The organism is Vibrio sp. EJY3, assembly GCF_000241385.1.
Classification (GTDB): domain Bacteria; phylum Pseudomonadota; class Gammaproteobacteria; order Enterobacterales; family Vibrionaceae; genus Vibrio; species Vibrio natriegens.
This window is the reverse complement of sequence record NC_016613.1, coordinates 1298623-1324339: the sequence shown is the minus strand read 5'-3', so window position 1 is coordinate 1324339 and position 25717 is coordinate 1298623. Positions and strand designations below refer to the sequence as shown.

At 45.6% G+C, this 25717-nt stretch carries 23 protein-coding genes; 18 read left to right on the top strand and 5 right to left on the bottom strand.

Annotated features, from left to right (window positions below; genetic code table 11):
- The first annotated feature begins 10 nt into the window (after nt 1-10).
- Nucleotides 11-997, top strand: a complete 987-nt coding sequence (locus VEJY3_RS06035) for a DmsE family decaheme c-type cytochrome (protein ID WP_014231553.1) — start codon at nt 11-13, stop codon at nt 995-997.
- Nucleotides 998-1007: 10 nt separating this feature from the next.
- A complete protein-coding gene (locus tag VEJY3_RS06030) occupies nt 1008-2990 on the top strand; it encodes an MtrB/PioB family decaheme-associated outer membrane protein (RefSeq protein ID WP_014231552.1) in 1983 nt (660 codons plus the stop codon).
- Between the two features lie 83 nt (nt 2991-3073).
- Here VEJY3_RS06030 and VEJY3_RS06025 read toward each other — a convergent pair whose 3' ends face one another.
- The 3 genes from VEJY3_RS06025 to rsuA form a co-directional block, all read right to left on the bottom strand.
- Nucleotides 3074-3733 (bottom strand): DUF2913 family protein, encoded by a 660-nt coding sequence (locus VEJY3_RS06025; protein WP_014231551.1) that lies wholly within the window; start codon nt 3731-3733, stop codon nt 3074-3076.
- On the bottom strand, nt 3733-4935 hold the full coding sequence (locus VEJY3_RS06020; RefSeq protein WP_014231550.1) for a Bcr/CflA family multidrug efflux MFS transporter: 1203 nt from the start codon (nt 4933-4935) through the stop codon (nt 3733-3735). The genes VEJY3_RS06025 and VEJY3_RS06020 overlap by 1 nt, the downstream gene beginning before the upstream one ends.
- 437 nt (nt 4936-5372) lie before the next feature.
- Entirely contained in the window at nt 5373-6074 is a 702-nt protein-coding gene (gene rsuA, locus VEJY3_RS06010) for a 16S rRNA pseudouridine(516) synthase RsuA (RefSeq protein ID WP_014231548.1), read from the bottom strand.
- Between the two features lie 121 nt (nt 6075-6195).
- On the opposite strand from rsuA, the gene VEJY3_RS06005 reads away from it, so the two are divergent.
- The 7 genes from VEJY3_RS06005 (at nt 6196) to VEJY3_RS05975 (ending at nt 13941) form a co-directional block, all read left to right on the top strand.
- Nucleotides 6196-7947 (top strand): DEAD/DEAH box helicase, encoded by a 1752-nt coding sequence (locus tag VEJY3_RS06005; RefSeq protein WP_014231547.1) that lies wholly within the window; start codon nt 6196-6198, stop codon nt 7945-7947.
- A 132-nt stretch (nt 7948-8079) separates the two neighbouring features.
- Complete coding sequence (locus tag VEJY3_RS06000) at nt 8080-8514, top strand: PepSY domain-containing protein (protein ID WP_014231546.1); 435 nt, start codon at nt 8080-8082, stop codon at nt 8512-8514.
- An 11-nt stretch (nt 8515-8525) separates the two neighbouring features.
- Nucleotides 8526-9185 (top strand): response regulator transcription factor, encoded by a 660-nt coding sequence (locus VEJY3_RS05995; protein WP_014231545.1) that lies wholly within the window; start codon nt 8526-8528, stop codon nt 9183-9185.
- Nucleotides 9175-10524, top strand: a complete 1350-nt coding sequence (locus tag VEJY3_RS05990; protein WP_014231544.1) for an ATP-binding protein — start codon at nt 9175-9177, stop codon at nt 10522-10524. The genes VEJY3_RS05995 and VEJY3_RS05990 overlap by 11 nt, the downstream gene beginning before the upstream one ends.
- A 284-nt stretch (nt 10525-10808) precedes the next feature.
- Nucleotides 10809-11087, top strand: a complete 279-nt coding sequence (gene rplY / locus VEJY3_RS05985; RefSeq protein ID WP_014231543.1) for a 50S ribosomal protein L25 — start codon at nt 10809-10811, stop codon at nt 11085-11087.
- Nucleotides 11088-11590: 503 nt separating this feature from the next.
- On the top strand, nt 11591-13294 hold the full coding sequence (gene ushA / locus VEJY3_RS05980; RefSeq protein ID WP_014231542.1) for a bifunctional UDP-sugar hydrolase/5'-nucleotidase UshA: 1704 nt from the start codon (nt 11591-11593) through the stop codon (nt 13292-13294).
- Between the two features lie 419 nt (nt 13295-13713).
- Nucleotides 13714-13941, top strand: coding sequence for a hypothetical protein (locus tag VEJY3_RS05975; RefSeq protein ID WP_014231541.1), 228 nt, complete (start codon nt 13714-13716; stop codon nt 13939-13941).
- Nucleotides 13942-14039: 98 nt separating this feature from the next.
- Here VEJY3_RS05975 and VEJY3_RS05970 read toward each other — a convergent pair whose 3' ends face one another.
- Nucleotides 14040-14288, bottom strand: coding sequence for a DUF1289 domain-containing protein (locus tag VEJY3_RS05970; protein ID WP_014231540.1), 249 nt, complete (start codon nt 14286-14288; stop codon nt 14040-14042).
- Between the two features lie 178 nt (nt 14289-14466).
- Between VEJY3_RS05970 and VEJY3_RS05965 the strand changes: the two genes are divergently transcribed.
- From VEJY3_RS05965 to VEJY3_RS05925, 9 genes are all read left to right on the top strand, one after another.
- Entirely contained in the window at nt 14467-14913 is a 447-nt protein-coding gene (locus tag VEJY3_RS05965) for an META domain-containing protein (protein WP_014231539.1), read from the top strand.
- A 359-nt stretch (nt 14914-15272) separates the two neighbouring features.
- Entirely contained in the window at nt 15273-16418 is a 1146-nt protein-coding gene (locus tag VEJY3_RS05960) for an ABC transporter substrate-binding protein (RefSeq protein WP_014231538.1), read from the top strand.
- 9 nt (nt 16419-16427) lie between these two features.
- Entirely contained in the window at nt 16428-18137 is a 1710-nt protein-coding gene (locus tag VEJY3_RS05955; RefSeq protein WP_014231537.1) for an ABC transporter permease, read from the top strand.
- Nucleotides 18103-18750: an ATP-binding cassette domain-containing protein gene (locus tag VEJY3_RS05950; RefSeq protein WP_014231536.1), complete on the top strand. Its 648-nt coding sequence runs from the start codon at nt 18103-18105 to the stop codon at nt 18748-18750. The genes VEJY3_RS05955 and VEJY3_RS05950 overlap by 35 nt, the downstream gene beginning before the upstream one ends.
- A complete protein-coding gene (locus VEJY3_RS05945) occupies nt 18743-19354 on the top strand; it encodes a CDP-alcohol phosphatidyltransferase family protein (RefSeq protein ID WP_014231535.1) in 612 nt (203 codons plus the stop codon). Before VEJY3_RS05950 ends, VEJY3_RS05945 begins: the two co-directional genes overlap by 8 nt.
- Nucleotides 19355-19478: 124 nt before the next feature.
- Entirely contained in the window at nt 19479-19955 is a 477-nt protein-coding gene (locus VEJY3_RS05940) for a glycine zipper 2TM domain-containing protein (protein WP_014231534.1), read from the top strand.
- A 210-nt stretch (nt 19956-20165) separates the two neighbouring features.
- Nucleotides 20166-21695, top strand: coding sequence for a nitric oxide reductase transcriptional regulator NorR (norR, locus tag VEJY3_RS05935; RefSeq protein ID WP_014231533.1), 1530 nt, complete (start codon nt 20166-20168; stop codon nt 21693-21695).
- A 174-nt stretch (nt 21696-21869) separates the two neighbouring features.
- Complete coding sequence (gene hcp / locus VEJY3_RS05930) at nt 21870-23531, top strand: hydroxylamine reductase (protein WP_014231532.1); 1662 nt, start codon at nt 21870-21872, stop codon at nt 23529-23531.
- 83 nt (nt 23532-23614) lie between these two features.
- A complete protein-coding gene (locus VEJY3_RS05925; protein WP_014231531.1) occupies nt 23615-24670 on the top strand; it encodes a hybrid-cluster NAD(P)-dependent oxidoreductase in 1056 nt (351 codons plus the stop codon).
- Nucleotides 24671-24763: 93 nt separating this feature from the next.
- Here VEJY3_RS05925 and VEJY3_RS05920 read toward each other — a convergent pair whose 3' ends face one another.
- On the bottom strand, nt 24764-25696 hold the full coding sequence (locus VEJY3_RS05920) for a class I SAM-dependent methyltransferase (protein ID WP_014231530.1): 933 nt from the start codon (nt 25694-25696) through the stop codon (nt 24764-24766).
- Nucleotides 25697-25717: the final 21 nt, after the last annotated feature.

The following is a 25717-nucleotide window of genomic DNA, read 5'->3' as shown; positions in this document are numbered from 1 at the left end:
AGGAATTGTTATGAGAGCAATCATTCAGCGGTGGTTAGTGGTGTTAATACTCGGGTTTGGGGTAATTTCTTCAGTAAACTCTGAAGACGTTACCGAGCCCGAGGCAGAACCTGAAGCAGCGACCTTATCGAGAGAAGAGATACAGACCATACTGGATACGAAGTTTTCAGAAGGGAAATACTCTCGTCGTGGTCCTGATGGCTGTCTACGATGCCATGATGACACGTCTGATAAGCCTGCTACGGGTATTTTCGATAATGTACATGGTAAAGCTGCCAATATTCACGGGCCAATGAACGATAAGCAGTGTGAGGCGTGCCATGGCCCGGCAAATAACCATGAACGTAATCCTCGTAAAGGCCAAGTAAGGGAGCCAATGATCACCTTTGGTCCTAACTCCCCTGTTCCTGTAGAGAAACAAAATAGCGTGTGTTTGTCGTGCCACCAAGATGCTAAGCGTTCTACTTGGCACAGCAGTGAGCACGCTTTTGAAGGCCTATCGTGCTCGAGCTGTCACCAGTTGCATCAAAAGGACGATCCTATGATGGTCGCTGAGTTGCAAGCGGATAAATGTACAGATTGCCATATTAAGGCCAAATCTGACATTCATAAGCGCAGCAGTCACCCGGTACTGGATGGTGTGATGACCTGTTCGAATTGTCACAACCCACACCAGACAATCAACGAAGCGAGCCTCAATTGGTCATCAATTAATGACACCTGCTATGAGTGTCACGCGGAAAAACGCGGTCCAAACTTATGGGAACATGAACCCGTCACGGAAGATTGTACAACCTGTCACTCTCCTCACGGTTCAGTTAATAAAGCCATGTTAAACAAACGTCTACCAATGCTATGTCAGGAGTGTCACCGCGTTCCTCATGCTAACGTTGCGATGCCTGAAAACGACTTGAAGGTTCGTGGTGGTAGCTGTATGAACTGCCATACTCAAGTGCATGGCTCTAATCACCCACGCGGTCAGACGCTAAGATATTAAGGAGGGTGGCATGAAACTATCAAAAATCTGTATTGCTATTTCCCTTGCTTTATCTCTACAAGTACACGCAGAGGATTATTCGCTGCAGAATAGCCAAGAGGCTGATACCAGCCGCTGGAATTGTACTGACTGTAGTAGCGATGGTTTGTGGAGTGGTGATGTCAATGTGGGCGTCGGTTATCTCGATAACGACGGTTCAACACGATTCTATAACTGGAACCCACCTCTTCATGGCACTAGTTCAGACAACAAGCACCTAAATGCAAGCCTGAATGCGGATATTGAACGCTATGAAGATGATGGCTTCTACAATCGCTTACTGGTTGACGACTTAGGTCTTCAACGCTTCTTGATTCAATGGGAAATTGGAGAGTATGACGGTTTTCGTTTGGTAACAAGTTACAGCGAAACGCCCTACTACTGGAATCGCTCATCATTAAGTGCCTACCAAGGAAGTGACAACGTACTCACGAGTGGATCTTTGAGCAAATATGATCACGAAGTTACCCGTGATACCTTCAAATTTGAGCTCAAGTACACGCCTAAATCACCTTGGCAACCCTATGCATCGATGAAACATGAACGTAAAGAAGGTACAACGTCCCTCTATTCATCGACCATACCGGGTTATGGCAGCGGCCCCGGGTTCATTCCTAAGGCCGTCGACCATGAGACACTCAATACCCAAGTTGGTCTGAGTTATGTAGAAGATCTCTGGTTGGTTGACGTTGCTTACCGTGGTTCCTTCTTCCGCAATGACATGTCAGCGCTCTACTATGGCGATACTTCAGACCCGTATGCGAACCAACTTTCTAACGAGCCTGACAACGATTTTCATCAATTGGCTGTATCAGGTAATTATCGCGTGAACCAACAAACCTTTAACGGCCGAATTTTGTGGTCACAAGCCACGTCTGAAGGAGGTTTACTGCCATTTGCGTTGTCCCCTTCTAACTCAAATACATTTCACGGTGAAACCAGTACTTGGCAAATCAGTGGGGATTATCACAACAAACTATCACGTGATACCGCTCTGAAAGTGTCTGCTGATTACTCCGACAAAGACGACAAGTCTGATAGAAACGATGTGGTTGGTGCTACGCGCGAAAGCTATGACCGCACCAAAACAAAACTGGAAGCCTCGGTCACTCATCGCCTCAACAGCGATATCAGATTGAACGCGGGCTATGACTACACGCACGACAAACGAGAGTACGCTGATCGTAAAAGTATTGATGAGCAAAGTTTGTATTTCGGAGCTCGTTATCGTCCAGAAGCGCCATGGCAATTAGGCGGTAAATTATCCTACTCTTTCCGAGATGGGTCTTCTTGGCGAAATTCAAGTAGCGAGTCGCCAAACTTACGACAATACTACTTGGCCGATAAAAACCGCATAGAATTACGCGGAGACGGTAGCTACGACATCTCTGAAAACGTACAACTCCTCGCAGAAGCCTGGTACGGCAATGATGATTATGACAAACCTGACATTGGCCTGAGTGAGGGTGAAGACTACGGTTATGATTTAAGCGTCAATTTCAACCTCGCTGAGGGCTTGAATGGACATGTGTTCTATAACCAACAAATCATTCGTTCAGAACAGCAACAAGCAAATTCGGATGTCGTTGGATGGGATAGATACAAAACAAAACTGAAAGACGATGTAACCACCGTTGGCTTTGGGGTCAGTAAAGACGGGCTTCTTGAAGACAAGTTAACCCTCTCTCTGGACTACAGCTATAGTCAGGCAGACAGTAAATCGTCAACAACGGCCAGCGGGTATCAGTATCCGGACAATGAATACAAATCATCGCGTCTTGAAGGTGTTGCAGATTATGAAATCTCAGACAATCAAAGCGTTCAATTTAATGTTCGTTACGAAGATTACTCTGAAGATGATTACCTCTTCAATAATGAAGTAAGTAACATGGGTGACGTTCTGCAAGACTACAACGGCATCTATGGCGGCGTTTATTGGAAGTATCGCTTCTAGCCAATGTGCGTTGTTAAAACTAAAAAAGCATCAGAGACACTACGAATCTGATGCTTTTTTGTTTTTTTGTTTACTGGGGCAAATTATGCCTGAAAGCTGAGGGGAATTTCAGCTAATTGATTGCCTTCATTCGCAGGAAATATTAGGTATTCGCCGTGGTATTTCACCATCGATTTATAATCTGTTACCTTGTGGACCATAAAGCCCGCCTGCGATGCTTTTTCGACAAACTCAGCATGATTACCGCGCACAAACCAACTCATCGGTTTAACCAGTAACTCACCATCAAAACAGCTTTCACATTGGTCTGCACAGAGTGCTAATGAGTTTTGACCTTCGGTAAATATCTGAACCTTGCCGCATCCTACTAATTGCTCAGAGGTAGACACTTCCCAGCCCGCTTGCTCCATGACATCCAAAAAGGCTTCAATATCAGAGTCTTTAATCACTTTGGCATCTTCGCCTTCAGGGAAGAACTGGGCGTAATAGGCTGAGATACGTTTAAAGATAAACAACAAGCCTGAATCGTTACCCTTTGAACGCCCCGCTTTTTGCCAACGGGTCAAATCATCACCCACTACTCGGCCAAAATTTTGCGATTTCAGTGCTTTTGTTACCCAACGCACCAAGTAATGGTTGTTAGCCACAGGCGCATTCGCCAGCTTACCTGAGCGATGTTCCGCGTCCAAATCTGCCAACGCAGAGTTAACCAGATTCTGAATTTCTTTGGTGTAATCCGACATTACGCCTTTCTTCCTAAAGTCCAATAAAACAGTGCAGACAGCACTGCACAAGCAAACATAACAATGAGCATTGGCCATGCAGCGTCACCCGGAAGTGCCGCCACAAACGCACCAATCAACGACCCCATGCCGAACCTTAATGTGCCCGCCAGTGACGATGCGGTACCAGCCATTGATGGGTAACCACTTAAAAGTAGTGCCATAGCGTTACTGCCAATCGTCGATAACGTACCAATAAAGAGCACAACAAAAGGTACCGTGCCCCATAAGCCTAAATCCAACAACCAGGCCACTAACAAACCAATACCGGCCAAAAGCTGAACCGACAGGCCAAAACGAAGCATGGCATGCGACCCCACTTTTTTCACCAAGCGGCCGTTAATGCTGGTCATGATGATCATCGCCACAATATTCAGACCAAACAAGTAACCAAAGTAGTCAGGTCGAACACCGTATATATCAATATAGACAAATGAGCCCGCGGTAAGGAAAGCAAACATTCCTGAGAATGAAAATGCGCCAGCTAACATCAGGCCCAACGCTTCGGAGCTAGAACACAAACGAGCGTAGTTTCTTAGTGTCGTACGAAAGCGTAAAGGTTGACGATTTTCTGGTTTTAATGTTTCCGGAATCTTCCAAAATACGAGTGAAATAACCACAACGGCAAATATCGCCAGTACCCAGAAGATCGATCGCCATCCAAACCAGATCGCAAAGTGCCCGCCAATCATCGGCGCAACTAACGGCGCAATTGTGATAACTAGGGTGACAAAGGACATAGTACGGGCGAAGTCTTCACGTTCAAACATGTCGCGAACGACCGCCTGGATAATGACAGCCGCTGCCGCACCCGCAAAGCCTTGCGCGGTACGAACATAAGTAAGAGCGTCAATGCCATTTGTAGTCGCACTCACAACTGCCGCTAATCCAAAGAAAAACACACCTAAAATCAGAACAGGTCTGCGTCCAAAACTATCTGAAAGCGGGCCGTGGATTAACTGTCCGATCGCAAAGCCTGCGGTATATGCCGTTAATGTAATTTGCACCGCGCCAGGAGCGACACCGAGATCTTTCGCGATCGCAGGCATCGCAGGCAAATACATATCAATGGCAAGCGGAGTAAGTGCGCCAATCGCCCCAAGAACGATGAATAGTAAAAAGGAGAGTTGGGATTGCGGAGCACTTTGAACTTTTTCTGTCATTCTTTTACCTCTAGTTGAGTCCCAACCACTCGCACCCTTGCTTGGATACAGTGATCAATGAAGCTTCTCGTCACGTTGATTATAGGAATAACAGCGAATCCAAAATCTCGTTTACAAGGTTCAAAAGGACGAATGGATACCAAGGTGCTGCAAACGACTCAAACAATAAAGCGCATGATAACGATTCAAATTCATACGCTGACGATGAGAGTAAAGAAGATGGGCAATGAAGCTCACTCCACCATTTTTCACCACATCGGATGTTTTACGAGAAAAGTAAGTGTCTTAGATAAATGAGCCTCAGTTAATAACTTGAGGTTTGACACTGACTAAAACTGTCTGGCACTAAATCTATTTGGTAGGAGCCGCCATTTTGAGCGATTTCCTACCAAAAAACCAGTTCCCAATAGGAACTAAATAATTTCCTAGAGCTATGATTAATTCCAGATCGAATCAATTTCTTCTTGAGTCAAATAACGGTAATCACCCGGTTCGAGTGCTTCGTCAAGCTCGATAGAACCAATGCGTTCGCGATGTAGATACTCAACTTTGTTACCGAGCGCAGCAAACATGCGTTTCACTTGGTGATATTTGCCCTCAACGATGGTTAGTAACAACTCATTTTCAGCTTCATTCACGATCTCTAAACGCGCTGGTAACGTCGCTTCCTGCTCATTACGAAGCATGATGCCTTCGGCAAGTTTCTCAGCATAATCAGGCTGAATAGCATCAACTAGCCAAACACGGTAGGTTTTTTCACACTTGTGTTTTGGCGAAGTAATGCGGTGCGACCACTTACCGTCGTCGGTAATGAGCACCAGACCGGTAGTGTCAACGTCCAGACGACCAGCAAAATGTAGATTCTCGATTTTTGGCTCATCTAACAACATGAATGCGGTTTGATTAAAGCCATCTTCATGTGAACAAACGAAATCAGCAGGTTTGTACAACATAATGTAACGTGGCCCCGGCGCAGCAACTACGCGGTCTTCCCACATGACTTCCGCACCTTCCGGCACCTTGAATGATCCACTTTTTTGAATGTCACCATCAACGGTCACTTCGCCACTTTTGATGATCTTTGTCGCCTGCTTGCGCGTCGCACCCAGAGCGTCACACAAATATTTATCTAAACGCATGAATACCTCATTGAATTATACCCAAATGCTCTCCGAATCGTGGTTCTAAGATCACTTGGGTATAAAAGTCAGGTATTATAACGTCCCTGGTTAGAATAGTTGAGCAATTTCACATTTTTTCATGTATACACTTCGCCCCTATCAAGCTGACTCTGTAAAAGCGGTCATTCATTACTTTCGTAAACACTCGACACCTGCCGTGATTGTGTTGCCAACTGGTGCGGGCAAAAGCCTGGTGATTGCCGAATTGGCTCGTCTGGCTAAAGGGCGAGTGTTAGTTATGGCGCATGTTAAAGAGCTGGTTGAGCAAAACCATGCCAAATACGAAGGGTACGATCTCCAAGGCTCGGTTTTTTCTGCTGGCCTTGGACGCAAAGAAACCGATCAGCAAGTTGTGTTCGCTTCTGTTCAGTCGGTGGTAAGAAACTTAGATGCCTTCAAAAACCAATTCTCGCTACTGGTTATCGACGAATGTCATCGCGTGCCAGACGATAAAAACAGCAGCTATCAGAAAGTGATTACTCATTTGCGTGAGTTGAACCCAGGGATTAAAGTTCTTGGTCTTACCGCCACCCCATATCGATTGGGCATGGGTTGGATTTACCAGTACCATACTCGCGGACAGGTTCGAACTGAAGAACCGCGCTTCTTCCGCGACTGCATCTTTGAATTACCAATTCGCTACTTGCTCGATGAAAACTTCCTGACGCCAGCGCGAATGATGGACGCGCCCGTTTTGTCTTATGACTTTTCGCAGTTAAAACCCGCCAATACCGGGCGCTACAAAGAAGCGGAAATGGACATGGTGATCGACAAAGCCAAACGTGCTACGCCGCAAATCGTCGAACAAATTATTCAATACGCAAAAGACCGACATGGTGTGATGATTTTTGCCGCCACGGTTCGTCACGCGCAGGAAATTCATGGTTTATTACCTGAAGGCCAAACCGCAATTGTCATCGGAGATACGCCAACACCGGAGCGTGACGCCATCATCCAAGCGTTTAAAAACCGCGAAATCAAGTATCTGGTTAACGTGTCGGTATTAACCACTGGATTTGATGCACCGCACGTTGATCTGATTGCCATTTTGCGTCCGACAGAATCAGTCAGTTTGTATCAGCAAATCGTCGGCCGCGGGCTACGTCTGTCAGAAGGTAAGTCAGAATGTTTGGTGCTTGATTACGCAGGCAACAGTTACGATTTGTATCAGCCAGAAGTTGGCGATCCCAAACCCGATTCCACCAGCGAGATCATTACCATTCCCTGCCCTGCTTGTGGTTTTAATAACAACTTCTGGGGCAAATTGGATAGCAATGGCTTTTTGCTGGAACACTTCGGCCGCCGTTGCCAGGGTTACTTCGAAGATGAAGACACGGGTGAACGCGAGCATTGCGGTTACCGATTCAGAGCGAAATATTGTGGGGAATGTGGCGCTGACAACGACATTGCTGCGCGCATCTGCCACGAATGTGACGCCACATTAGTCGATCCGGACAAGAAGTTGAAAGAAGCGCTTAACCTGAAAGACGCGTTGATATTCGAGTGCACTGAGATGGACTTGTCTGTCTTCAAACCCAATGACGGTAAGTCTCAGTTAAAAGTTACCTACTCGGGAGAACCATACCAAGGTGAAGGGAACGCGTTAGTTCATGAGTTTTGGTCTCTCACTACCAAAAAGCAAAAACAGAACTTCAAAGATCAATTTGTTCGTCCTCACCTCGCAGACAAGCATCGCCCGTTTGAAGAAACGTCCCCGACTCGAGTCGTGGCAAATCAGCACCGATTTCGCTTACCGCAGTTTGTGATTGCCAGAAAGTCAGGGCGTTTTTGGAAACTGCGTGACAAAATTTTTGATGGTGAACTGAAGTAGCGTCTACCAATTCAGACGATTCATTTCAATGCAGGTAACCAGTGAACCTCTCGACTTTCTTGCTAACAGGTTCACCTTCTATTCATATACCGCTGCCTATAATCCTGCCAATTCTTATGAAAAGGTTTTATTATGAACAAATCAACGAATTCTCAGCGTGTTGCGTTGTTTTTAAGTTTGCTACCGATGGTAATTTCGGCACCTACGTTCGCACAACAAAAGGATCTGTTGGCATCGCAAGACGGCCATGCGATTGTGCAGGATGTCATAAAACCTGGCACCGAGATTGAATTTGATGAAGACCAGGATGAGGTCTATCGCGCGGTGCAAAACGGTGATATTCGACCATTCTCCGAACTCTACGCAACGGTCGAAAAGGACTTGTTTGGTCGTATTATTAAAGTAGAACTCGAAGAAGACAATCATGCGTGGGTTTACGAATTAAAAATTCTCTTTGACAGCAACGTCCTAAAAGTTGAGTACGATGCAGCAACATTAGAAATGCTCGAAGTGAAAGGTCGTAACTTCAATAAAGCGCTGAAACCACAACAACAAATAAATGAATAAAAGAAGCCACTATGAAAATACTTGTTGTCGAGGATGAGCCTCGCATTGGTGAGCAAATCATCGAGACGTTGGAAAACAATGGCTGGGTACCTGAACTCTCTCAAGATGGGATTGACGCACTATATCGTGCGACAACAGAAGAGTGGGATGCGATCGTTTTAGATCTCGGCTTGCCTAAGCTGGATGGCTTATCAGTATTGAAAGGCATCCGAGATGAAAACATTAACACGCCTGTCGTTATTCTCAGTGCCCGCGACGCGTTGACAGAGCGTGTTGAAGGCCTTAATGCTGGTGCCGATGATTACCTCACCAAGCCTTTTGAGATGGTGGAATTGATTGCCCGTATCCGTGCCCAGCTTCGCAGAGCCTCTGGCAATGCTTCTCCTGTCATGCAAATTGGCGATCTGAGTTTGGATACCCGCACCTCTAAAGTGATGTGGAAAGGTGAGCCGGTTAGCTTAACTGCGCTCGAGTACAAAGTGGTTGCGTACTTTGTACATAATCCAGAGAAAGTGATTTCACGAACGGAACTCGTCGAGCATATTTACAAACAAGATTTTGACCGAGACTCAAATACCATTGAAGTCTTTATAGGTCGTATCCGTAAAAAAATCGTACCAAAAATCATCAAGACTGTCCGTGGCTTAGGGTACCAACTCAATGCCAAATAAATACAGATTGCCACTGTATCCATTAAAGCGTCTGAGTATCAAAAGCCGACTGGTATTGGCTGCTGTCGTTTGGTTAACCGCGATGATCCTGGCTGCTGGCGTCACCATTCCGACTCAAGTGTATAACTACATGGTGGATGATACCCGCTCACAATTGAGCGTCTTCATGGACGAGATCGCCGCGCAGTTAGAAATCGACAAAACTGGCCACTTATCTCTCGCGGCACAACTTTCTGACCCGCGCTTTAACAGACCTTATAGCGGGTTGTATTGGAGCGCTTCGACCAAAACTCACCTCGAACGTTCTCGCTCTTTATGGGACAAAAGAATCGAATATAAAGAGCTCGACAAAGACGCTTATGGCGCTCGCGATGAGAAACTAATTACCTTGGAAAAGGTACTGTATTTACCCGATTACAATGGCCCGATTCATGTTGTTGTCGGCATCGATGAAGCTCCAATCAAAAATACACTTCAGACGTTAATTGGCCAATTATGGTTAATTTTAGGCTTGCTGTTTGCTGGCGTGCTTACTGTTATTCTGGTGCAGATAGCATGGTCTTTAAGCCCTCTGACTAAATTACAGAAAGAACTCGCCGAGCTTAAATCAGGAAATAAAACCAGCCTAGAAGAGACCTACCCTAAAGAGATCTCACCCTTAATCTCTGACCTTAACGCGCTACTCTTTCACTATCAGGAGCTTTTAGAACGGGCACGAAATCATGCCGGGAATTTATCCCATGCGTTAAAGACACCATTGTCTGTCCTGAAAAACGAAGTTCGCACCTTGGATACAACCGTCCAGTCCCGGTTAGATGAACCTCTGAATCAAATTCAATCGCACATTGATTACCACTTAGGTCGAGCGAGAATGGCTGGGTCAATGAATATCCTCTCCGTCAAAGCCAATCCAGCGCAGCGAGTCGATGCCATTTCTATGGCCTTTGATAAAGTGTACGTCCAACGTGACATCACTTTGGTCAATGAACTCGACTCTGAATTAAACGTGGCAGTAGAGAAAAGTGATCTTGACGAGATGTTAGGTAACCTACTTGAGAACAGCTACAAGTGGGCGAACCGTATGATCCGCGTCCATTCCACTCAAGATAAGGAAAATATCCGCCTTATCATAGAAGACGACGGCCCGGGAATTCCTCAAGAACAGTTAGAACGTGTGACTCAACGAGGGTTTAGACTAGATGAAGAAACGCCGGGCTCTGGGCTGGGGTTAAATATTGTCAGTGAAATGGCGCATAGTTACCGCGGACAGTTAGATCTAGAAGCAAGCAAAATGGGTGGGTTGAAAGCCACACTGATATTGCAGAGAAGCCGAGCATGAGCGCTTTATTAACACTCTACTCTCGCGTTAAGTAAACTGGGTAATTTGGTGAAAATAAACGCAAGTGGCACGATTTTTGTCCTACCGAATTAAAATGCCTCTATCAGACACACTTTATTAGCTTGTTTTTGTTGATTTAGATGCAATTTGGGTTGCTGAAGTTCGAGTGGAATGATAGTATCCGCGCTCGCTTGAACAGTTCCTGTTTCAAGCCTTACCACAAACAACAAGGTCGCATTGTTGATTGTGAAAACTTTATTTTTACTAATTTGAGAGTAAATACTATGAAATTCGAAGCAGTAGTACGTACTGAACTAGGTAAAGGTGCGAGCCGCCGCCTACGTCACGCTGGCAAATTCCCTGCAGTTGTATACGGCGGTGAAGAAGCAGCAGTAGCTATCGTTCTTAACCACGATGACATCGTAAACCAAATGGACAAGCCTGAGTTCTACGAAGGCATCGTTCTAGTTATCGATGGCAAAGAAGTTAGCGTTAAGCCACAAGACGTTCAACGTCACGCGTTCAAGCCAAAAGTTGAACACATGGACTTCATCCGTATCTAATTCCCTACCAAGGAATTACTCGGATTAAATCCAAACCTTTTGCATAAAAGATAACCGGACTTACCAACCGAACTATCTTAAAAAATTTCAAAGCCCCGGAGACTTACCACCTCCGGGGTTTTACTATTTTGGGCCCTTACTCAGCCTCTGAATAATCAACCGCTACCTTGCCCTGCATAAATCGCACTAACTGTCTGTTTCTTGATTGAGAAAGTTACAGAGAAATACAAAATTTCACTCTTACCTGTTTAACATCTCAAAATATGCACCTGATTCCACACAAATAAAGTGCACTTCTATTAACTACCTCACAAAAACTGCCTAAAGAAAATACAAATTTAGCGCTAAAAACCGTTTCTGTTTATTTGTAGACAATGCTTGCAGGCTGACTAACTCACTGATTTGATACAAGTATAAATAAGAGCTTGATCACTAAACTTTCATATTATTTCCGTATATTGCACGCCGTAACAATAACAAAATCACAAACAAAGGTTCTACTTATGCAATTTTCCAAATCTCTATTGGTACTTTCAGTAGGCGCGGTTTTAGCAGGATGTGGTTCAGACAGTGACAGCATCTCTATTACTTGTGAAACGGCTGATTCATGTACGAAATTCACTGTTCTTCATACTAACGATAACCATGGTCGCTTTTGGCACAATGATGACGGCGAATACGGCATGGCTGCACGTCACACTTTAATCCAATCTATTCGTGCAGAAGTGGAAGCGAACGGCGGTGAATCCATTCTTCTCTCTGGTGGTGACATCAACACTGGCGTACCAGAGTCAGACATGCAAAATGCAAAGCCCGACTTTATCGGCATGAACCTAATCGGCTACGATGCAATGGCGGTCGGCAACCACGAATTTGATAACTCACTAGATATCTTAGATATGCAAGCTGAGCTGGCAGACTTCCCTATGCTAGCAGCGAATATCTACAAGAAAGACACTGACGGTAATGTCACCGATGAACGTTACTTTGCTCCGTACAAAGTGTTCACGATTAACGGCCTAAACGTGGCGGTTGTTGGTCTTACGACAAAAGATACGGCAAAGCTGGTTAACCCGGACAACGTAGCGGACATCTACTTCGCAGATCCTCAAGACGAAATTAAGAAAGTTCTTCAAGAAATAAAAGACAACGAAAATGTCGACCTTGTATTCGCAACGACTCACATGGGTCACTATCACGATGGTAACCATGGCAGTGAAGCACCGGGTGATGTACTGCTAGCCCGCTCTCTTGAAGAGGGTCAATTGGATGCCATCATCGGTGGCCACTCGCAAAATCCTGTTTGTATGGAGCCAGGCACCAACGAGTATGCGGATTTCAATCCGGGCGATGAGTGTACACCAGACCAACAGAATGGCACTTACATCATGCAAGCGCACGAGTGGGGTAAATATGTGGGTCGCGCGGACTTTGAATACTTTGACGGCAAACTGCACCTGGCCAACTACGCTCTTATTCCGGTAAACCTGCTCGATGACAACGATCAAGTGATTGGTGAGTACATTCAGCCAGACGCAACGGTCCAAGATACGCTTCGTACCTATCAGGAGCAAGGACAAGAGCTGCTTGATGTCGTTGTTTCTAACACCGATGGAAAACTGGAAGGTGATCGCAGCGTTGTGCGTTCACAGCAAACTAACCTGGGGCATCTTCTGGGCAAAGCCTACCGAACATACAACCTAGTTAATGCTGACTTTGGCGTGATGAACTCTGGTGGCGTGCGCGACTCAATTCAGGCGGGCGATATCACCTACCGTGACGTCCTTACTGTGCAGCCATTTGGAAACTTCGTAACTAAAGCGACCATGACAGGCCAGGAAGTAAAAGATTACCTGGACGTTGTGGCAACGAAATCTGCAGGATCTGGTGCTTATGCGCAACTGGACAACATCACTCTGGATGTCGATTGTGATGCTGGCTCTGTATCAATCACGGATATTAATGGCAAAGGTTTCGACTTGGCCGCAACTTACACCTTCTCAGTCATTAGCTTCAGTGCCGCTGGCGGTGATGACTACCCTGTTATTGATGTTGAATCGACTCAAATGACCGATGCTTCTGTGCTAAGAGAGTTCTTCGTAAATAACCCTCAAATATCAGCAGCAGACTACGAGAAGAACTTAGGTAATATTCAGTACTTCAGCAACAGCCAGGCTGTGACAGGTTGTCCAGCAACCAGTAGCTAATTACTGAATTTCATAATTTTTTGTACAGAAGCTAAACGCTTTTACAAGCCGAAGTTTATTTTAAAAAAGCCGGGACGTTTGGGTTCCGGTTTTTTTATTTCCATAAATTGCTGAAAATTCTCCACCTTCACAAACTGTTCAAAAAATGTTCATTTGAGTTGTTGACGCCCCTGTGCTGGGCTTCTATGTTTGATAAGGTCTTTCGAAAATATAGGCTCGTTAATTAGCTTTTCCGAACATTTTAAACGGAAGTGAGAGCGAGTGTTAGAAAGATGGAAATGGCGTTGCAAACACTGCTCTCAAACAATTTGTCTTTGGACTCCAAACTACGGTGACTCGCCTCAACGCGGGCGCCAATGAGCAGCGATTCTAGACGTCAATATGTGTCAAATGCTGCCATCGAGTTCTGGAGGTCAAAAATGAAACGAGCCAGCAATAGCTACCGACTTCAAATGATAAAGGAAGTGGTTACCCGTAGAGAACGAGAAGCCTGTACGGATCCTATGGCGAAATACATCCATAGATTGATGGATGAAAATCCAACGAGCAAATTAGATGTTGAACTTAACCATCGATTTGCTGGAAATCACTTCGACGAACAAGCAGGAGGTTGGGTTAGCGATACTTGGTCCATGAAAATGAAGTAGCGCCAGATGCCTGTTTTACAGAGCATAATGTGGATAGGAGCTTCCCGGCTCACAAGACGTTAATGCGGGCCGGGAATAAACACACTAAAGCCCACTTTTTAAAATAAATCTTGTTGCGGTGAAACATCTTCTTTTGGCTGGTCAGCCTTCCCCTTCCCTGCTAACAGTTTTCTTCTGTACCGTTGACGGCATAACTTGATCACATGAAGCTGCTGAGCAGGTGTGTACTTCTGCCAGTTAAATCGTTCTTCTCGCTTACGCATACACCCTTTGCAGTAGCCTTTTTCATCAGCGCTACAAATGCCAACACAAGGGCTCGGGACGCTAAAAAACTCCAATTGCTCCATGCTAAAACCGTTCTTTAATTGTGAATGTCAAAAACGACTTAAATACAACAATACATTGCTGTTATCTGGCGGTAAACTGCGTTATGTCACGCTTATACGAAACTATTACCGTATGCTGACAAAAAACAGTGTTTTATTAATTACACTTCTTTTCGTTTTTTATAACGGAGTCTATTAAATGAAGCTTAGTCTAAAAACGTTAGTTGCTGCAATCTCCCTTCCTGTTCTGATGACAGCATGTGCAAGCAACGGTGATAATGTGAAAAAAATAACGGCTCAAGACTTACAGCACCACAATTGGGAGCTGGTTCAAATCGATGGTAAGAACATCGAACTTAGCGAACGTCAAAAAGCACCTCGCCTGGAAATTGGTGAAAACCTCACAGCTAACGGTAATGCTGGCTGTAATAATTTCTTTGGTCAGGCTGAACTAAAAGATAATCAACTACGCATTGAAAAGATGGGCATGACCATGAAAATGTGTATTGGTGACATCATGAACGTAGAACAAGCGATGTCATCGACACTGTCTGACTGGAGTGACATCACGCTAACTAAAGATGGCTTAGTTCTTAAAAACTCTGAGCATGAATTGACATTTACACTTCGTGACTGGATGAACTAATCCAATACAACGAGTAATTAGAAAGCAGCCTATCACGGCTGCTTTTTTGCTTTCAGCCGCTCAACGTCCTCTAGTCCCCTGCATGAAAACCAATCGATGTTCGACATTAATACATTCATCTGAAAGAATTTATTACACCGCACGGTCTCTCTTTTCTTGAAATAGCATTCACGTACTCACGCTATATTTTCTCTAATTGACCTCACATTGATCGTAATTCTATTAGTCAATGCGTTAACCCTACGGGCATTCACGTTGATAATAATAATAGATAGCTTACTATCCATGTAAGGGATTGAATTTTATAAGCCTTATTGCACTCATCGAAGTAAAACAATTTGACATAAATCGGATAATGTATGAATAAGCTACTAAGCACCATCGGGATTTTAGCTACGGCTTTTGCTACCAACACGTTTGCCGAAGACTGGCAGTCCATAGAAAAACAAGCTGACGGTCAAACCGTCTACTTTCACGCTTGGGGAGGCTCTCAAGAGATCAACCGCTATATCCAGTGGGCGGGTAAGGAACTCAAGTCTCGCTACAATGTGACGCTCAACCATGTCAAAGTCACCGATATTTCTGAAACTACCACTCGATTGATCGCAGAAAAAGCCGCTGGCAAGAATACCGGGGGCAGTGTCGATATGGTTTGGATCAACGGTGAAAACTTCAAGTCGATGAAGGACAACCAACTGCTATATGGTCCGTTTGTTGATGCTTTGCCAAACTGGCAATACGTAGACAAAACGCTCCCTGTTGATGTGGATTTTTCTGAGCCGACCGATGGACTTGAAGCGCCGTGGGGCGTGGGTCAGTTAGTCTTCATTCATGATACGGAGAATTTGAATAACCCTCCTCACTCTTTTGCAGAAATGCTCAATTATGCCAAAGCGTTTCCCAACCGTCTGACGTACCCTCGCCCACCCGAATTCCACGGTACCAGTTTCATCAAAGCGTTATTGATCGAGCTGACCAACAACGATCCCGCATTGCAGAAACCAGTCAACGCGGAGACATTTGAGCAAGTTACGCAGCCGCTATGGCAATACTTAGATAAGTTCCACAAAGTAGCCTGGCGTGGTGGTAAACAATTCCCAGCAGGCACAGCAGAAACGTTGCAGTTACTCGACGATGGTCAGATTGATTTAGCCATTACATTCAACCCCAATGCCGTTTTTTCTGCCCAGTCGAGCGGTACCCTTGCTGAAACGACTAAAGCTTATGCGATGGATGCTGGCGCGCTTTCCAATATTCACTTTCTGGCCATTCCGTGGAATGCAAACGCCAATGCCGGTGCGCAAGTTGCGATAAACTTCTTACTAAGCCCTGAGGCGCAGTCTCGTAAAGGCGATATTAATATTTGGGGTGATCCTTCCGTACTAAGCAGTGAGTATTTGACGGGTACGGCAAAGAATACGCAGCAATTTAAATCGATTAATGAACCACACCCAAGCTGGCAAAACGCGCTAGAGCAAGCGTGGTTAAAACGTTACGGGAATTAGTACGAACAAATGTTAAGAGCGCTGTATCTCGTTATTATCGCAGTTTGTATTTTGCCCACCATCCCCGGCCTGCTAGGGGTGGTGGTTTCTGCGCTCGGCTATGTCCCACCTATCGGTCTGACCCAGTTCTCATTAAATGGCTTTGCTGCTGTATTTGATTGGCAAGGGGTCTGGACCTCTATCGGACTCACGCTCTACTCTGCTATTTTCAGCAGTTATTTAGCGTGCATACTCACTTTTGCTATTTTGCAATCAGCTTGGAACAGTAGGTTCTGGCGAAAAATAGAGGTTTTCCTCTCGCCACTGCTTGCGATGCCGCATGTCGCTTTTGCCATCGGATTTGCCTTTTTGTTTGCTCCGACAGGCTTGGGCGTTCGTGTGGCGACTCAGTTCTTTGGTTTCGACACAAACGCACAAACCGTTGATGACTTAGCGTTGCTGATTAAAGATCCTCATGCGCTTGGTTTAATCATCATGCTGGCAATCAAAGAGACGCCTTTTCTACTGCTGATGAGCATTCCAATCTTGCAGCAACTCAATGTTAATAAAATTGAAAAAGTCAGCCATTCAATGGGCTACAGTACAGCCCAGACTTGGTGGAAGTGCATTTTCCCGCAGTGGTTAGCAAAACTCAGGTTCCCAATGCTGGCAGTGATTGCTTATAGTTTATCGGTTGTCGATATCGCACTCATCATTGGTCCAACCAATCCACCAACTTTCGCTGTGTTGGTTTGGCAATGGTTTAATGACCCCGATCTGGCACTTTGGCCAAGAGCTGCCTCGGGTGCAGTGATTTTATTTGTTATTGCCACAGGGTTGATTGGCTTAACTCGTTTTGTCGAATGGTTAGTCACAAAGGGCTTTAAACGTTGGCAATACTCTGGACGATCTGGACTCAAACTGCCCGGAAAAGTGCTGTTTTCTCTGATCACATTACTTACTTTTGTCATCGTACCTTTGATGGTGCTGTGGAGTTTTGCTCAACGTTGGCGATTTCCGGATCTCTTACCCAGTCGTTACACCCTACGCTTTTGGCAATATGAGTGGGAGAGTATTTTAGGCACGATAGAGCAAAGTATCACAATCGCCGTGATCAGCGCGTCCATTGCTCTAATCCTGGCGTTAATTGCTCACGAATATAAGCTTCGCTATCGCTGGCAGGTTCCGGATTACGTCATTGCCGTCCCTATGCTTATCCCGCAATTGTCGGTACTTTTTGGCATACAGGTCGCGACTTTGTATTTCAACAACAATGCCTACTTTTTCTGGGTTTGCTGGGCACATGTTTTCTTCGCCTTCCCGTTTGTCTACTTATCGCTGGACGGCCCTTGGCGCAGCTTCAACAACGGCTTAACTCGTGTCGCCCTTAGCTTAGGCAAAACACCGCTACAAACCTGGCTTAAAATAAAACTTCCAATCCTGCTGCCTGCCATTGTTTTTGCCTGGGCTGTAGGTATCAGCGTCAGCTTAGCGCAATACCTGCCAACGCTTGTGCTTGGTGCGGGTCGAATAAGCACAATCACAACCGAAGCGGTAGCGCTTTCCAGCGGTTTCGACCGGCGCGTTACGGCAATCTACGCGATTTGTCAGGCTCTTTTGCCATTAATGTTCTTCTCTTTTGCAATTTTGCTAAGCCGTTTAAACGGCAAATACCGCCGACTTTCAATGAAAGGTTTACTTAACCATGAGTCTTTGTCTCAAAAACCTCGCCATCCATAAAAACAATGGCGATACACTTTTCTCTGGATTTAACATCACTGTAGAGAAAGGCGAAATTGTTACCCTAATGGGACCAAGCGGCTGTGGTAAATCTACTCTGTTAGATGCCATTGCCGGACACCTCTCTAACGAGTTCCATTATTCGGGCTCCGTGACACTTAATGATGAAACGCTTGATCGAGTTCCTGCGCACAAGCGCAAAGTCGGAATCCTGTTTCAGGATGATATGCTGTTCCCTCATTTGACGATATGGGAGAACCTGGCCTTCGCACTGCCGAATGCCAAAAAAGGAAACACAAGAAAAGAAAGCGCGATACAAGCCTTGAAGAATATTTCCTTGAACAAGATTGCGAACTCTTTCCCCGACCAAGTTTCAGGTGGTCAACGAGCACGTATTGCACTGACGCGCATGTTGCTCGCACAACCTAAAGCAGCACTTTTGGATGAGCCTTTTAGTAAGCTCGATAAAGACCTGAGAGTGCAATTTCGCAACTGGGTGGTTGAGCAACTTCAACAAGCCAATATCCCGACGATAATGGTCACCCACGATGAAGATGACATTCCCGAAGGTAGTCGCTGTATAACGTGGCCATGGGAGACAGAGAATGCTTGATCGTTTCAGTATCAAAATCATCAGATGGCCACTGACTCAAAGTGCACAATTGGTCGACAAGTTCGGCATCACGGCTAATCAAACCACCCTATTTGGTTTTGCTGTTGGCTGCTTAGCTGTACCAGCCCTAATCACAGAACATTATTTAACAGCGCTGCTGTTTATCCTGCTTAATCGCTTTTGTGATGGACTGGATGGTGCCTTAGCTAGAATTCAGGGGATTACCGACGCTGGCGGCTTTCTCGATATCAGCTTAGACTTTCTGTTTTATTCACTGATCCCTTTCGGGTTTGTGCTCGCTAATCCGGAACAAAATGCCATTGCAGGTGCTTTCTTAATTTTCTCGTTTGTCGGAACGGGTAGTAGCTTCTTGGCATTTGCGATAATGGCCAGTAAACAGGGTATCGATAATCCGGTTTATAAACACAAATCGCTCTACTATATGAGTGGCTTGACTGAAGGCACTGAAACCATAGGCGCTTTCATCGCATTTTGTATCTTCCCGCAACATTTCGCACTGATTGCCTATCTATTTGGTGCGGCCTGCTGGTTTACTACCTTCACACGTATCTATTCCGGCTTTCATACGCTCAAAGACAATTAACACCGTTTGAGAATGCAAATTCCCTCGGGGTCAATTATGGTTAAGTCGCTGTTTTATAGAAACTCTCAGCACATACTAAAATAGGGTATATACTCTTTGAGTATCAAAGCCATTTGGAGGTTATATGAAAAAATACGTCAAGCTAGGCATGTTGCTTACATTTTCCGTAATCGCATTAGGAGGCTGTACCTCTCCTAACCCTTACGGTGATGCATATGGCTCGGCAGACACTCGAAAAGTTCAGCAAGTTTACTACGGAACGGTGGAAAAAGTTGAACCAGTGACCATTGATGCCTCCACGCAATCCAATGCTATCGGGACAATCGCTGGTGCCGCAATTGGTGGTATATTAGGCTCTAAAGTTGGTGGCGGTTCAGGCTCTGATATCGCAGCCATCGGTGGTGGCTTATTAGGTGGCTATGCAGGTAGTAAAACCGCCGAAGCGACCGCGAAACGAAACGGCGTCAATCTAACCATTCGCATGGAAGATGGAAAAATCATCTCTATCGTTCAAGAAGCGAACCCAAACATGATATTCCAGCCAGGTCAGGCGGTACAAATCAACATGTATGGTAGCGAAGCAAGGGTCGTACCTCGCTAATCTGAGCTCATGAAGTAGGAGTCATACCTCCTAACTTTCGACTCGAATTCAAAAGCCGCGCAAGCATTCTTAATGACATTATGCTTGCGCGTTTCTTTTGAGATCAAACTTGATCGTCGTCAATGGAACATCAAACTTCTGATATTTTCGATGTGAAAATGACATCAAGTTGCTAGCATCAGCCCTTTCCAGATAACTTTTGGGCTTGATATGACTCCTACTGTTGACCACGTACTCCTCAATATCGCATTAAACCTCAGCTCTAATCGCTCCCATGAGCAACAGTACCAAAGTCTTATTGATGGTGTGGCACAAGTATTTCCATGCGATGCAACCTGCCTGTTTATTTTTGATGAAGATGGCTTCCTTACGCCTGTTGCAGCGAAAGGGCTATCAAGCTCGGTATTAGGTCGTCGTTACTTTCCCAAAGCCCACCCTCGACTCGAAGCCATCATTCAGAGCAGAGATCCTGTTCGGTTCGATGCCCATTGTCCACTACCCGATCCATTTGACGGTACACTGTTAACCGAAGACCAATGTATTGATGTTCACGATTGCATGGGATTTAGCTTGTATGTAGAAGGTCAACTCGTTGGAGCCTTGACGATGGATGCTTTAGCAGTAGGTGCGTTTGATGATATCGACCCCGTTGCTATCGAAACCTTTGCGGCTTTAACCGCAGCAACGCTACGTAACATCGCTCAATTAAAAGCGCTCAAAACTCAAAACCAAAAGCAGAAAAATGTTACTCAAACGCTTATCCAACAAGCTCGTTCACAAAAAGGAGAGATGATTGGATTGAGCCCGCAAATCACTCAACTACGTAACAACATCGCCACGGTAGCTCAGTCTGACTATGCAGTTCTGATTACAGGTGAAACGGGTACGGGTAAAGAGCTGGTCGCGCATTCGGTGCATGCACAATCTCACCGCAGCGATAAGCCAATGATCTACGTGAACTGTGCTGCCCTGCCTGAAGGTCTGGCTGAAAGCGAACTGTTTGGTCATGTCAAAGGCGCATTTACTGGTGCCAATAGCCACCGCGCCGGTAAATTTGAACTGGCCGATGGCGGAACGATTTTTCTTGATGAAGTGGGCGAACTGCCTTTGATTTTGCAGGCAAAACTGCTGCGTGTTATTCAGCAAGGCGAACTTCAGCGTGTAGGTAGCGACCAGCATTTGATGGTTAACGTTCGCATTATCGCTGCAACCAATCGACAACTGGAAAAAGAGGTCGAAGCTGGTACATTTCGCGCAGACCTTTTCCACCGTTTAAATGTATTCCCAATTCAAGTGCCGCCACTGCGTGCTCGTGACGGTGACATTCCTGTTTTAGCGGGATATCTTCTTGAAAAAGTACGCCAGCAATTCAACGCGCCTAATTTACACGTTCACCCTAAAGTATTGACTCAACTCGAATCTTTACCTTGGTACGGGAACGTTCGCGAGCTCGAACACACCTTAACTCGAGCGGCTTTGCACGCAATTCAACAAACTGCTAGCACAATCATGCTGAGCCATTTTGACACCTCGCTTGCACTTGATGATGTAAAAAACACATCACACTACCTGCCAAAAGAAAGTCAACCAATGCGAGAGTTAGTCGAAGGCTATCAGCGTGATTTGATTGAACATGCTTTGAACCAAACTGGTGGAGTTTGGGCAAAAGCAGCGGAGTTTTTACAAATGGATCGCGGTAACTTATATCGAATGGGTAAAAAGTTTGGGATCAATAAATAGGCACACCTAACAATGCGATGTAATTAAGACATCAAACACGTTGTCTTAATTACATCACCCCGCTCATCAAAAACAAACAAAACCTATAATAATCAATAAGATAAAAAATGGCACGCATTCTGCTCTCTAGTGGTCATCATCACGACTATTAAAACAAACACTGGAGAACCCAATATGTTCTGTATTCAATGTGAACAGACAATTCAAACCCCTGCTGTTAAAGGTTGTTCTTTTGCACAAGGTATGTGCGGTAAAACATCTGAAGTATCTGACCTGCAAGACGTGTTGGTTTACACACTACAAGGGGTTTCTTTTTGGGCATCAAAAGCACTTGAATTCAACATCATTAACGATGAAATCTATCAATGGGCACCAAGAGCATTCTTCTCTACACTCACTAACGTAAACTTCGACCCTGAACGTATCCTTGAGCTAACATCTCAAGCCGCGAATTACAAAGCACTGCTCAAAGAGCAAGTAATGTCTGCTGCGACTTTGTCAGACACCAACCTTACTGACATTCCTGCCGTTGCCAACTTCGAGCTACCAAACAGCGCTGAAGCTATCCTGGAATTTGCGCCTCTAGTCGCGGTTAACCGTGGTAAAGACCAAGTGCATGAAGACGTGATTGGTTTGCGTCTACTTTGCCTGTACGGTCTTAAAGGTGCGGCTGCGTATATGGAACACGCACGCGTACTTGAACAAACCAACAACGACATCTACGCCGAATATCATGAAATCATGGCGTGGTTAGGTACCGACCCGGAAGATCTTGGTGCACTGCTCGATTGCTCAATGCGCATTGGTTTGATGAACTACAAAGTAATGGAAATGCTAGACCAAGGTGAAACGACGACCTTTGGTCATCCAGAGCCAACAACGGTCAACGTCAAGCCAGTAAAAGGCAAATGTATTCTGGTATCTGGTCACGATTTGCATGACCTGGAAAAGATTCTGCAACAAACAGAAGGCAAAGGCATCAACGTCTACACCAACGGTGAAATGCTACCTGCACACGGCTACCCTGAGCTTAAGAAATACCCTCACCTGGTGGGTAACTACGGTAGCGCCTGGCAAAACCAACAGAAAGAATTTGCGAACTTCCCTGGCGCAATCGTGATGACATCAAACTGCCTGTTGAACCCGAATGTGGGTCAATACGCAGACCGCTTATTCACACGTAGTATTGTTGGCTGGCCTGGTGTGGCTCACATCGAAGGCGATGACTTCAGCCAAGTGATTGAATGTGCACTCGCGCAAGACGGTTTCCAACACGATGAAATCGAACACCACATCACGGTTGGTTTCGGTCGCAATGCACTGATGAACGCCGCGCCTGCGGTTATCGACCAAGTGAAACAAGGCAACATCAAGCACTTCTTCCTGGTAGGCGGTTGTGACGGCGATAAAGCCGAGCGCAGCTACTACACCGACTTCACGGCAGAAGCACCTGAAGATACGCTAATCCTGACGTTGGCGTGTGGTAAATTCCGCTTTAACAAAAATACGTTCGGCGATATCAACGGTATCCCTCGACTGTTAGATGTAGGCCAATGCAACGATGCGTACTCAGCAATCCAGCTTGCTCTGGCACTGGCGAAAGAGTTTGACTGTGACATTAATGAACTGCCACTCACTCTTGTGCTTTCCTGGTTCGAGCAAAAAGCGATCGTTATCTTGCTAACGTTGTTCGCTCTGGGCGTGAAAGGCATTTACACCGGCCCTACTGCACCGGCATTCCTAACACCAAACCTAATCGCAATCATCCAAGAGAAGTTCGATATGCGCAGCATTGGCAATGTTCAGGATGACCTAAAAGCTATTCTGGCAGCCTAAGAGACCGCTCGCTATGCGCCTCCTAATCTGGGGGCGCTTTTATAATCTAAGATTTTGAACTCGCTCCAACCAAAGAGATTGTTATGTTTTTTGAATGGCAAGGCAACCAACCCGTCACGCTCCGTTGTATCGACAAATATTTCGAAACACACGATACCGTCAGCATCAAGTTGGCCGAATTAACCGAATCACTTCTGTTTCAATTTAAACCCGGTCAGTTTATTAACCTGGGTGTCGAAATTGATGGAAAATTGGAATTTCGTGCCTATTCAATCAGCTCTGTTAATGAAGACGATCACCTTCAACTTACTATCAAGCGTGTAGCTGGCGGTAAAGTCTCGAACTACATCGTCGACTCATTACTACTTGGCGATACCATTCAGGCTTTGCCACCAGCAGGCGAATTTAACTGCATTGACCACCCGCCTGTTCTACACGACGGAAAAACAAAAGCGCTGCTGATCAGTGCTGGTTGCGGCGTCACGCCAGTATTTTCGATGGCAAAACACTGGCTGAGTAATCAAGATGAAAACGACAACGATGTGGACATCGCATTTCTTCATATCGCAGGCAGCCCAGAAGAGACGATTTACTACGATCAGTTAGAAACGTTCGGTGCCGTGTATCCCAATTTCCATTTGAAGCTGTTGCTGAAGAACAGCGAAGGAACGTCACACCCACAAGGTCGTTTGAATGCCGACTGGCTTAAAGAGCTTGTTCCTGATTTTAAGCAGCGCACGGTTTACCTCTGTGGCCCAAGCCAGTTCATGCAAGATGTTCACGGATACTTGAGCAAACTCGGTTTTGACATGGCAAACTTCTATCAAGAGAGCTTTACGCCAGTAGCTACGGAACCTTCAGCGGTATCAGATGAAACCGCCAGTGTCTCCGTGCCTGACTTTGCTCAAACCATTAATGCACAAAAAGGTCAGGTATTGGCAGATGTGCTTGAAGGCGCGGGCTTACCCCTCATCGTCGCATGTCGAAGTGGCATATGTGGGTCTTGCAAGTGCAAAGTTCGTAAAGGCAGCGTCTCTTCCACCAGCCTAGAAACATTGACGCAAGAAGAAATTGAACAAGGCTATGTACTCGCCTGCTCATCAACCATTGAAGCAGATCTTGAAGTGCAGATTGGTTAATTTTCCAAATACAAAAAAGCGCCGCGATACGTCTTTTTAGATGTTTCGCGGCGCTTTTTGTTTAATTTTTCTTCTATTGCGACAGAGAGTTTTTTAGCTGAATAGCAACACTTTCAATGCCGCTTCGCTGTCCACGTCCGTAAACTCTGGCGGGTTATCCAGACGCTCGCGGAACGTCAGTTGTGGCGCTTCTTCTTGCATACTTTCAATCAAGAAATCACTGGTCACTGATGGTGAGTTCACACACGCCATCACTTGACCGCCTTCTGCCAACAAATCAGGCAATCGACGCAGAATCTTTTTGTAGTCTTTGGTCAGTGCAAAGCTGCCTTTCTGGAATGAAGGTGGGTCAATGATGATCATATCGTATTGACCAGACTTCTTGATTTTACCCCACGACTTAAAGATGTCATGCCCCATAAAGCTGACTTGGTTTGTGTTGTGACCATTTAGCTTATGGTTCTCGCGCCCTTTAGACAGCGACGCTTTCGCCATGTCTACGTTTACGACTTTATCTGCGCCACCCGCAATGGCAGCGACAGAAAAGCCACAGGTATAAGCAAACAAGTTAAGCACGTTTTTATGCTTGGCATTTTCGCGTACCCAATCGCGACCGTAACGCATGTCCAAAAACAGACCAAAGTTTTGGTTGCGGCCAATATCCAACTGGTATTTCAAACCGCTTTCTTCAACGACGGGGCGAGCATCTAACTCACCAACAAGCACTTCTGAAGGTGCGCCATCGGCATAACGGTGCTGAAGTACCATTGTACGGCCTTGTTTGCTTGCCCACAGATCTGATTCAGCTAACGCATTGAGGCCACTTTTCAGTTCAGCGAGAAACGCGTCGTCGACTTCTTTGAATAAGTTAATGATCAACTGACCTTGTAACCAGTCGCAAGTGATTTGCTCTAGACCTTCAAAACGACGGCCACGGCCGTGAAACAATCGACGAATTTCATTCGGAGCTTGCGCGAGCTCGGTTTCCAGATGCTGAAAAAACAGCGAAAGTTGTGATGCTTGCATCGAATTCTCTTATTAATTTCT

What these genes read in the sequence shown, in the direction of transcription:
- VEJY3_RS06035 (WP_014231553.1), top strand. Translation starts at nt 11, where the DNA reads ATGAGAGCAATCATTCAGCGGTGGTTAGTGGTGTTAATACTCGGGTTT.
- VEJY3_RS06030 (WP_014231552.1), top strand. Translation starts at nt 1,008, where the DNA reads ATGAAACTATCAAAAATCTGTATTGCTATTTCCCTTGCTTTATCTCTA.
- VEJY3_RS06025 (WP_014231551.1), bottom strand. Translation starts at nt 3,733, where the DNA reads ATGTCGGATTACACCAAAGAAATTCAGAATCTGGTTAACTCTGCGTTG.
- VEJY3_RS06020 (WP_014231550.1), bottom strand. Translation starts at nt 4,935, where the DNA reads ATGACAGAAAAAGTTCAAAGTGCTCCGCAATCCCAACTCTCCTTTTTA.
- rsuA (WP_014231548.1), bottom strand. Translation starts at nt 6,074, where the DNA reads ATGCGTTTAGATAAATATTTGTGTGACGCTCTGGGTGCGACGCGCAAG.
- VEJY3_RS06005 (WP_014231547.1), top strand. Translation starts at nt 6,196, where the DNA reads ATGTATACACTTCGCCCCTATCAAGCTGACTCTGTAAAAGCGGTCATT.
- VEJY3_RS06000 (WP_014231546.1), top strand. Translation starts at nt 8,080, where the DNA reads ATGAACAAATCAACGAATTCTCAGCGTGTTGCGTTGTTTTTAAGTTTG.
- VEJY3_RS05995 (WP_014231545.1), top strand. Translation starts at nt 8,526, where the DNA reads ATGAAAATACTTGTTGTCGAGGATGAGCCTCGCATTGGTGAGCAAATC.
- VEJY3_RS05990 (WP_014231544.1), top strand. Translation starts at nt 9,175, where the DNA reads ATGCCAAATAAATACAGATTGCCACTGTATCCATTAAAGCGTCTGAGT.
- rplY (WP_014231543.1), top strand. Translation starts at nt 10,809, where the DNA reads ATGAAATTCGAAGCAGTAGTACGTACTGAACTAGGTAAAGGTGCGAGC.
- ushA (WP_014231542.1), top strand. Translation starts at nt 11,591, where the DNA reads ATGCAATTTTCCAAATCTCTATTGGTACTTTCAGTAGGCGCGGTTTTA.
- VEJY3_RS05975 (WP_014231541.1), top strand. Translation starts at nt 13,714, where the DNA reads ATGAAACGAGCCAGCAATAGCTACCGACTTCAAATGATAAAGGAAGTG.
- VEJY3_RS05970 (WP_014231540.1), bottom strand. Translation starts at nt 14,288, where the DNA reads ATGGAGCAATTGGAGTTTTTTAGCGTCCCGAGCCCTTGTGTTGGCATT.
- VEJY3_RS05965 (WP_014231539.1), top strand. Translation starts at nt 14,467, where the DNA reads ATGAAGCTTAGTCTAAAAACGTTAGTTGCTGCAATCTCCCTTCCTGTT.
- VEJY3_RS05960 (WP_014231538.1), top strand. Translation starts at nt 15,273, where the DNA reads ATGAATAAGCTACTAAGCACCATCGGGATTTTAGCTACGGCTTTTGCT.
- VEJY3_RS05955 (WP_014231537.1), top strand. Translation starts at nt 16,428, where the DNA reads ATGTTAAGAGCGCTGTATCTCGTTATTATCGCAGTTTGTATTTTGCCC.
- VEJY3_RS05950 (WP_014231536.1), top strand. Translation starts at nt 18,103, where the DNA reads ATGAGTCTTTGTCTCAAAAACCTCGCCATCCATAAAAACAATGGCGAT.
- VEJY3_RS05945 (WP_014231535.1), top strand. Translation starts at nt 18,743, where the DNA reads ATGCTTGATCGTTTCAGTATCAAAATCATCAGATGGCCACTGACTCAA.
- VEJY3_RS05940 (WP_014231534.1), top strand. Translation starts at nt 19,479, where the DNA reads ATGAAAAAATACGTCAAGCTAGGCATGTTGCTTACATTTTCCGTAATC.
- norR (WP_014231533.1), top strand. Translation starts at nt 20,166, where the DNA reads ATGACTCCTACTGTTGACCACGTACTCCTCAATATCGCATTAAACCTC.
- hcp (WP_014231532.1), top strand. Translation starts at nt 21,870, where the DNA reads ATGTTCTGTATTCAATGTGAACAGACAATTCAAACCCCTGCTGTTAAA.
- VEJY3_RS05925 (WP_014231531.1), top strand. Translation starts at nt 23,615, where the DNA reads ATGTTTTTTGAATGGCAAGGCAACCAACCCGTCACGCTCCGTTGTATC.
- VEJY3_RS05920 (WP_014231530.1), bottom strand. Translation starts at nt 25,696, where the DNA reads ATGCAAGCATCACAACTTTCGCTGTTTTTTCAGCATCTGGAAACCGAG.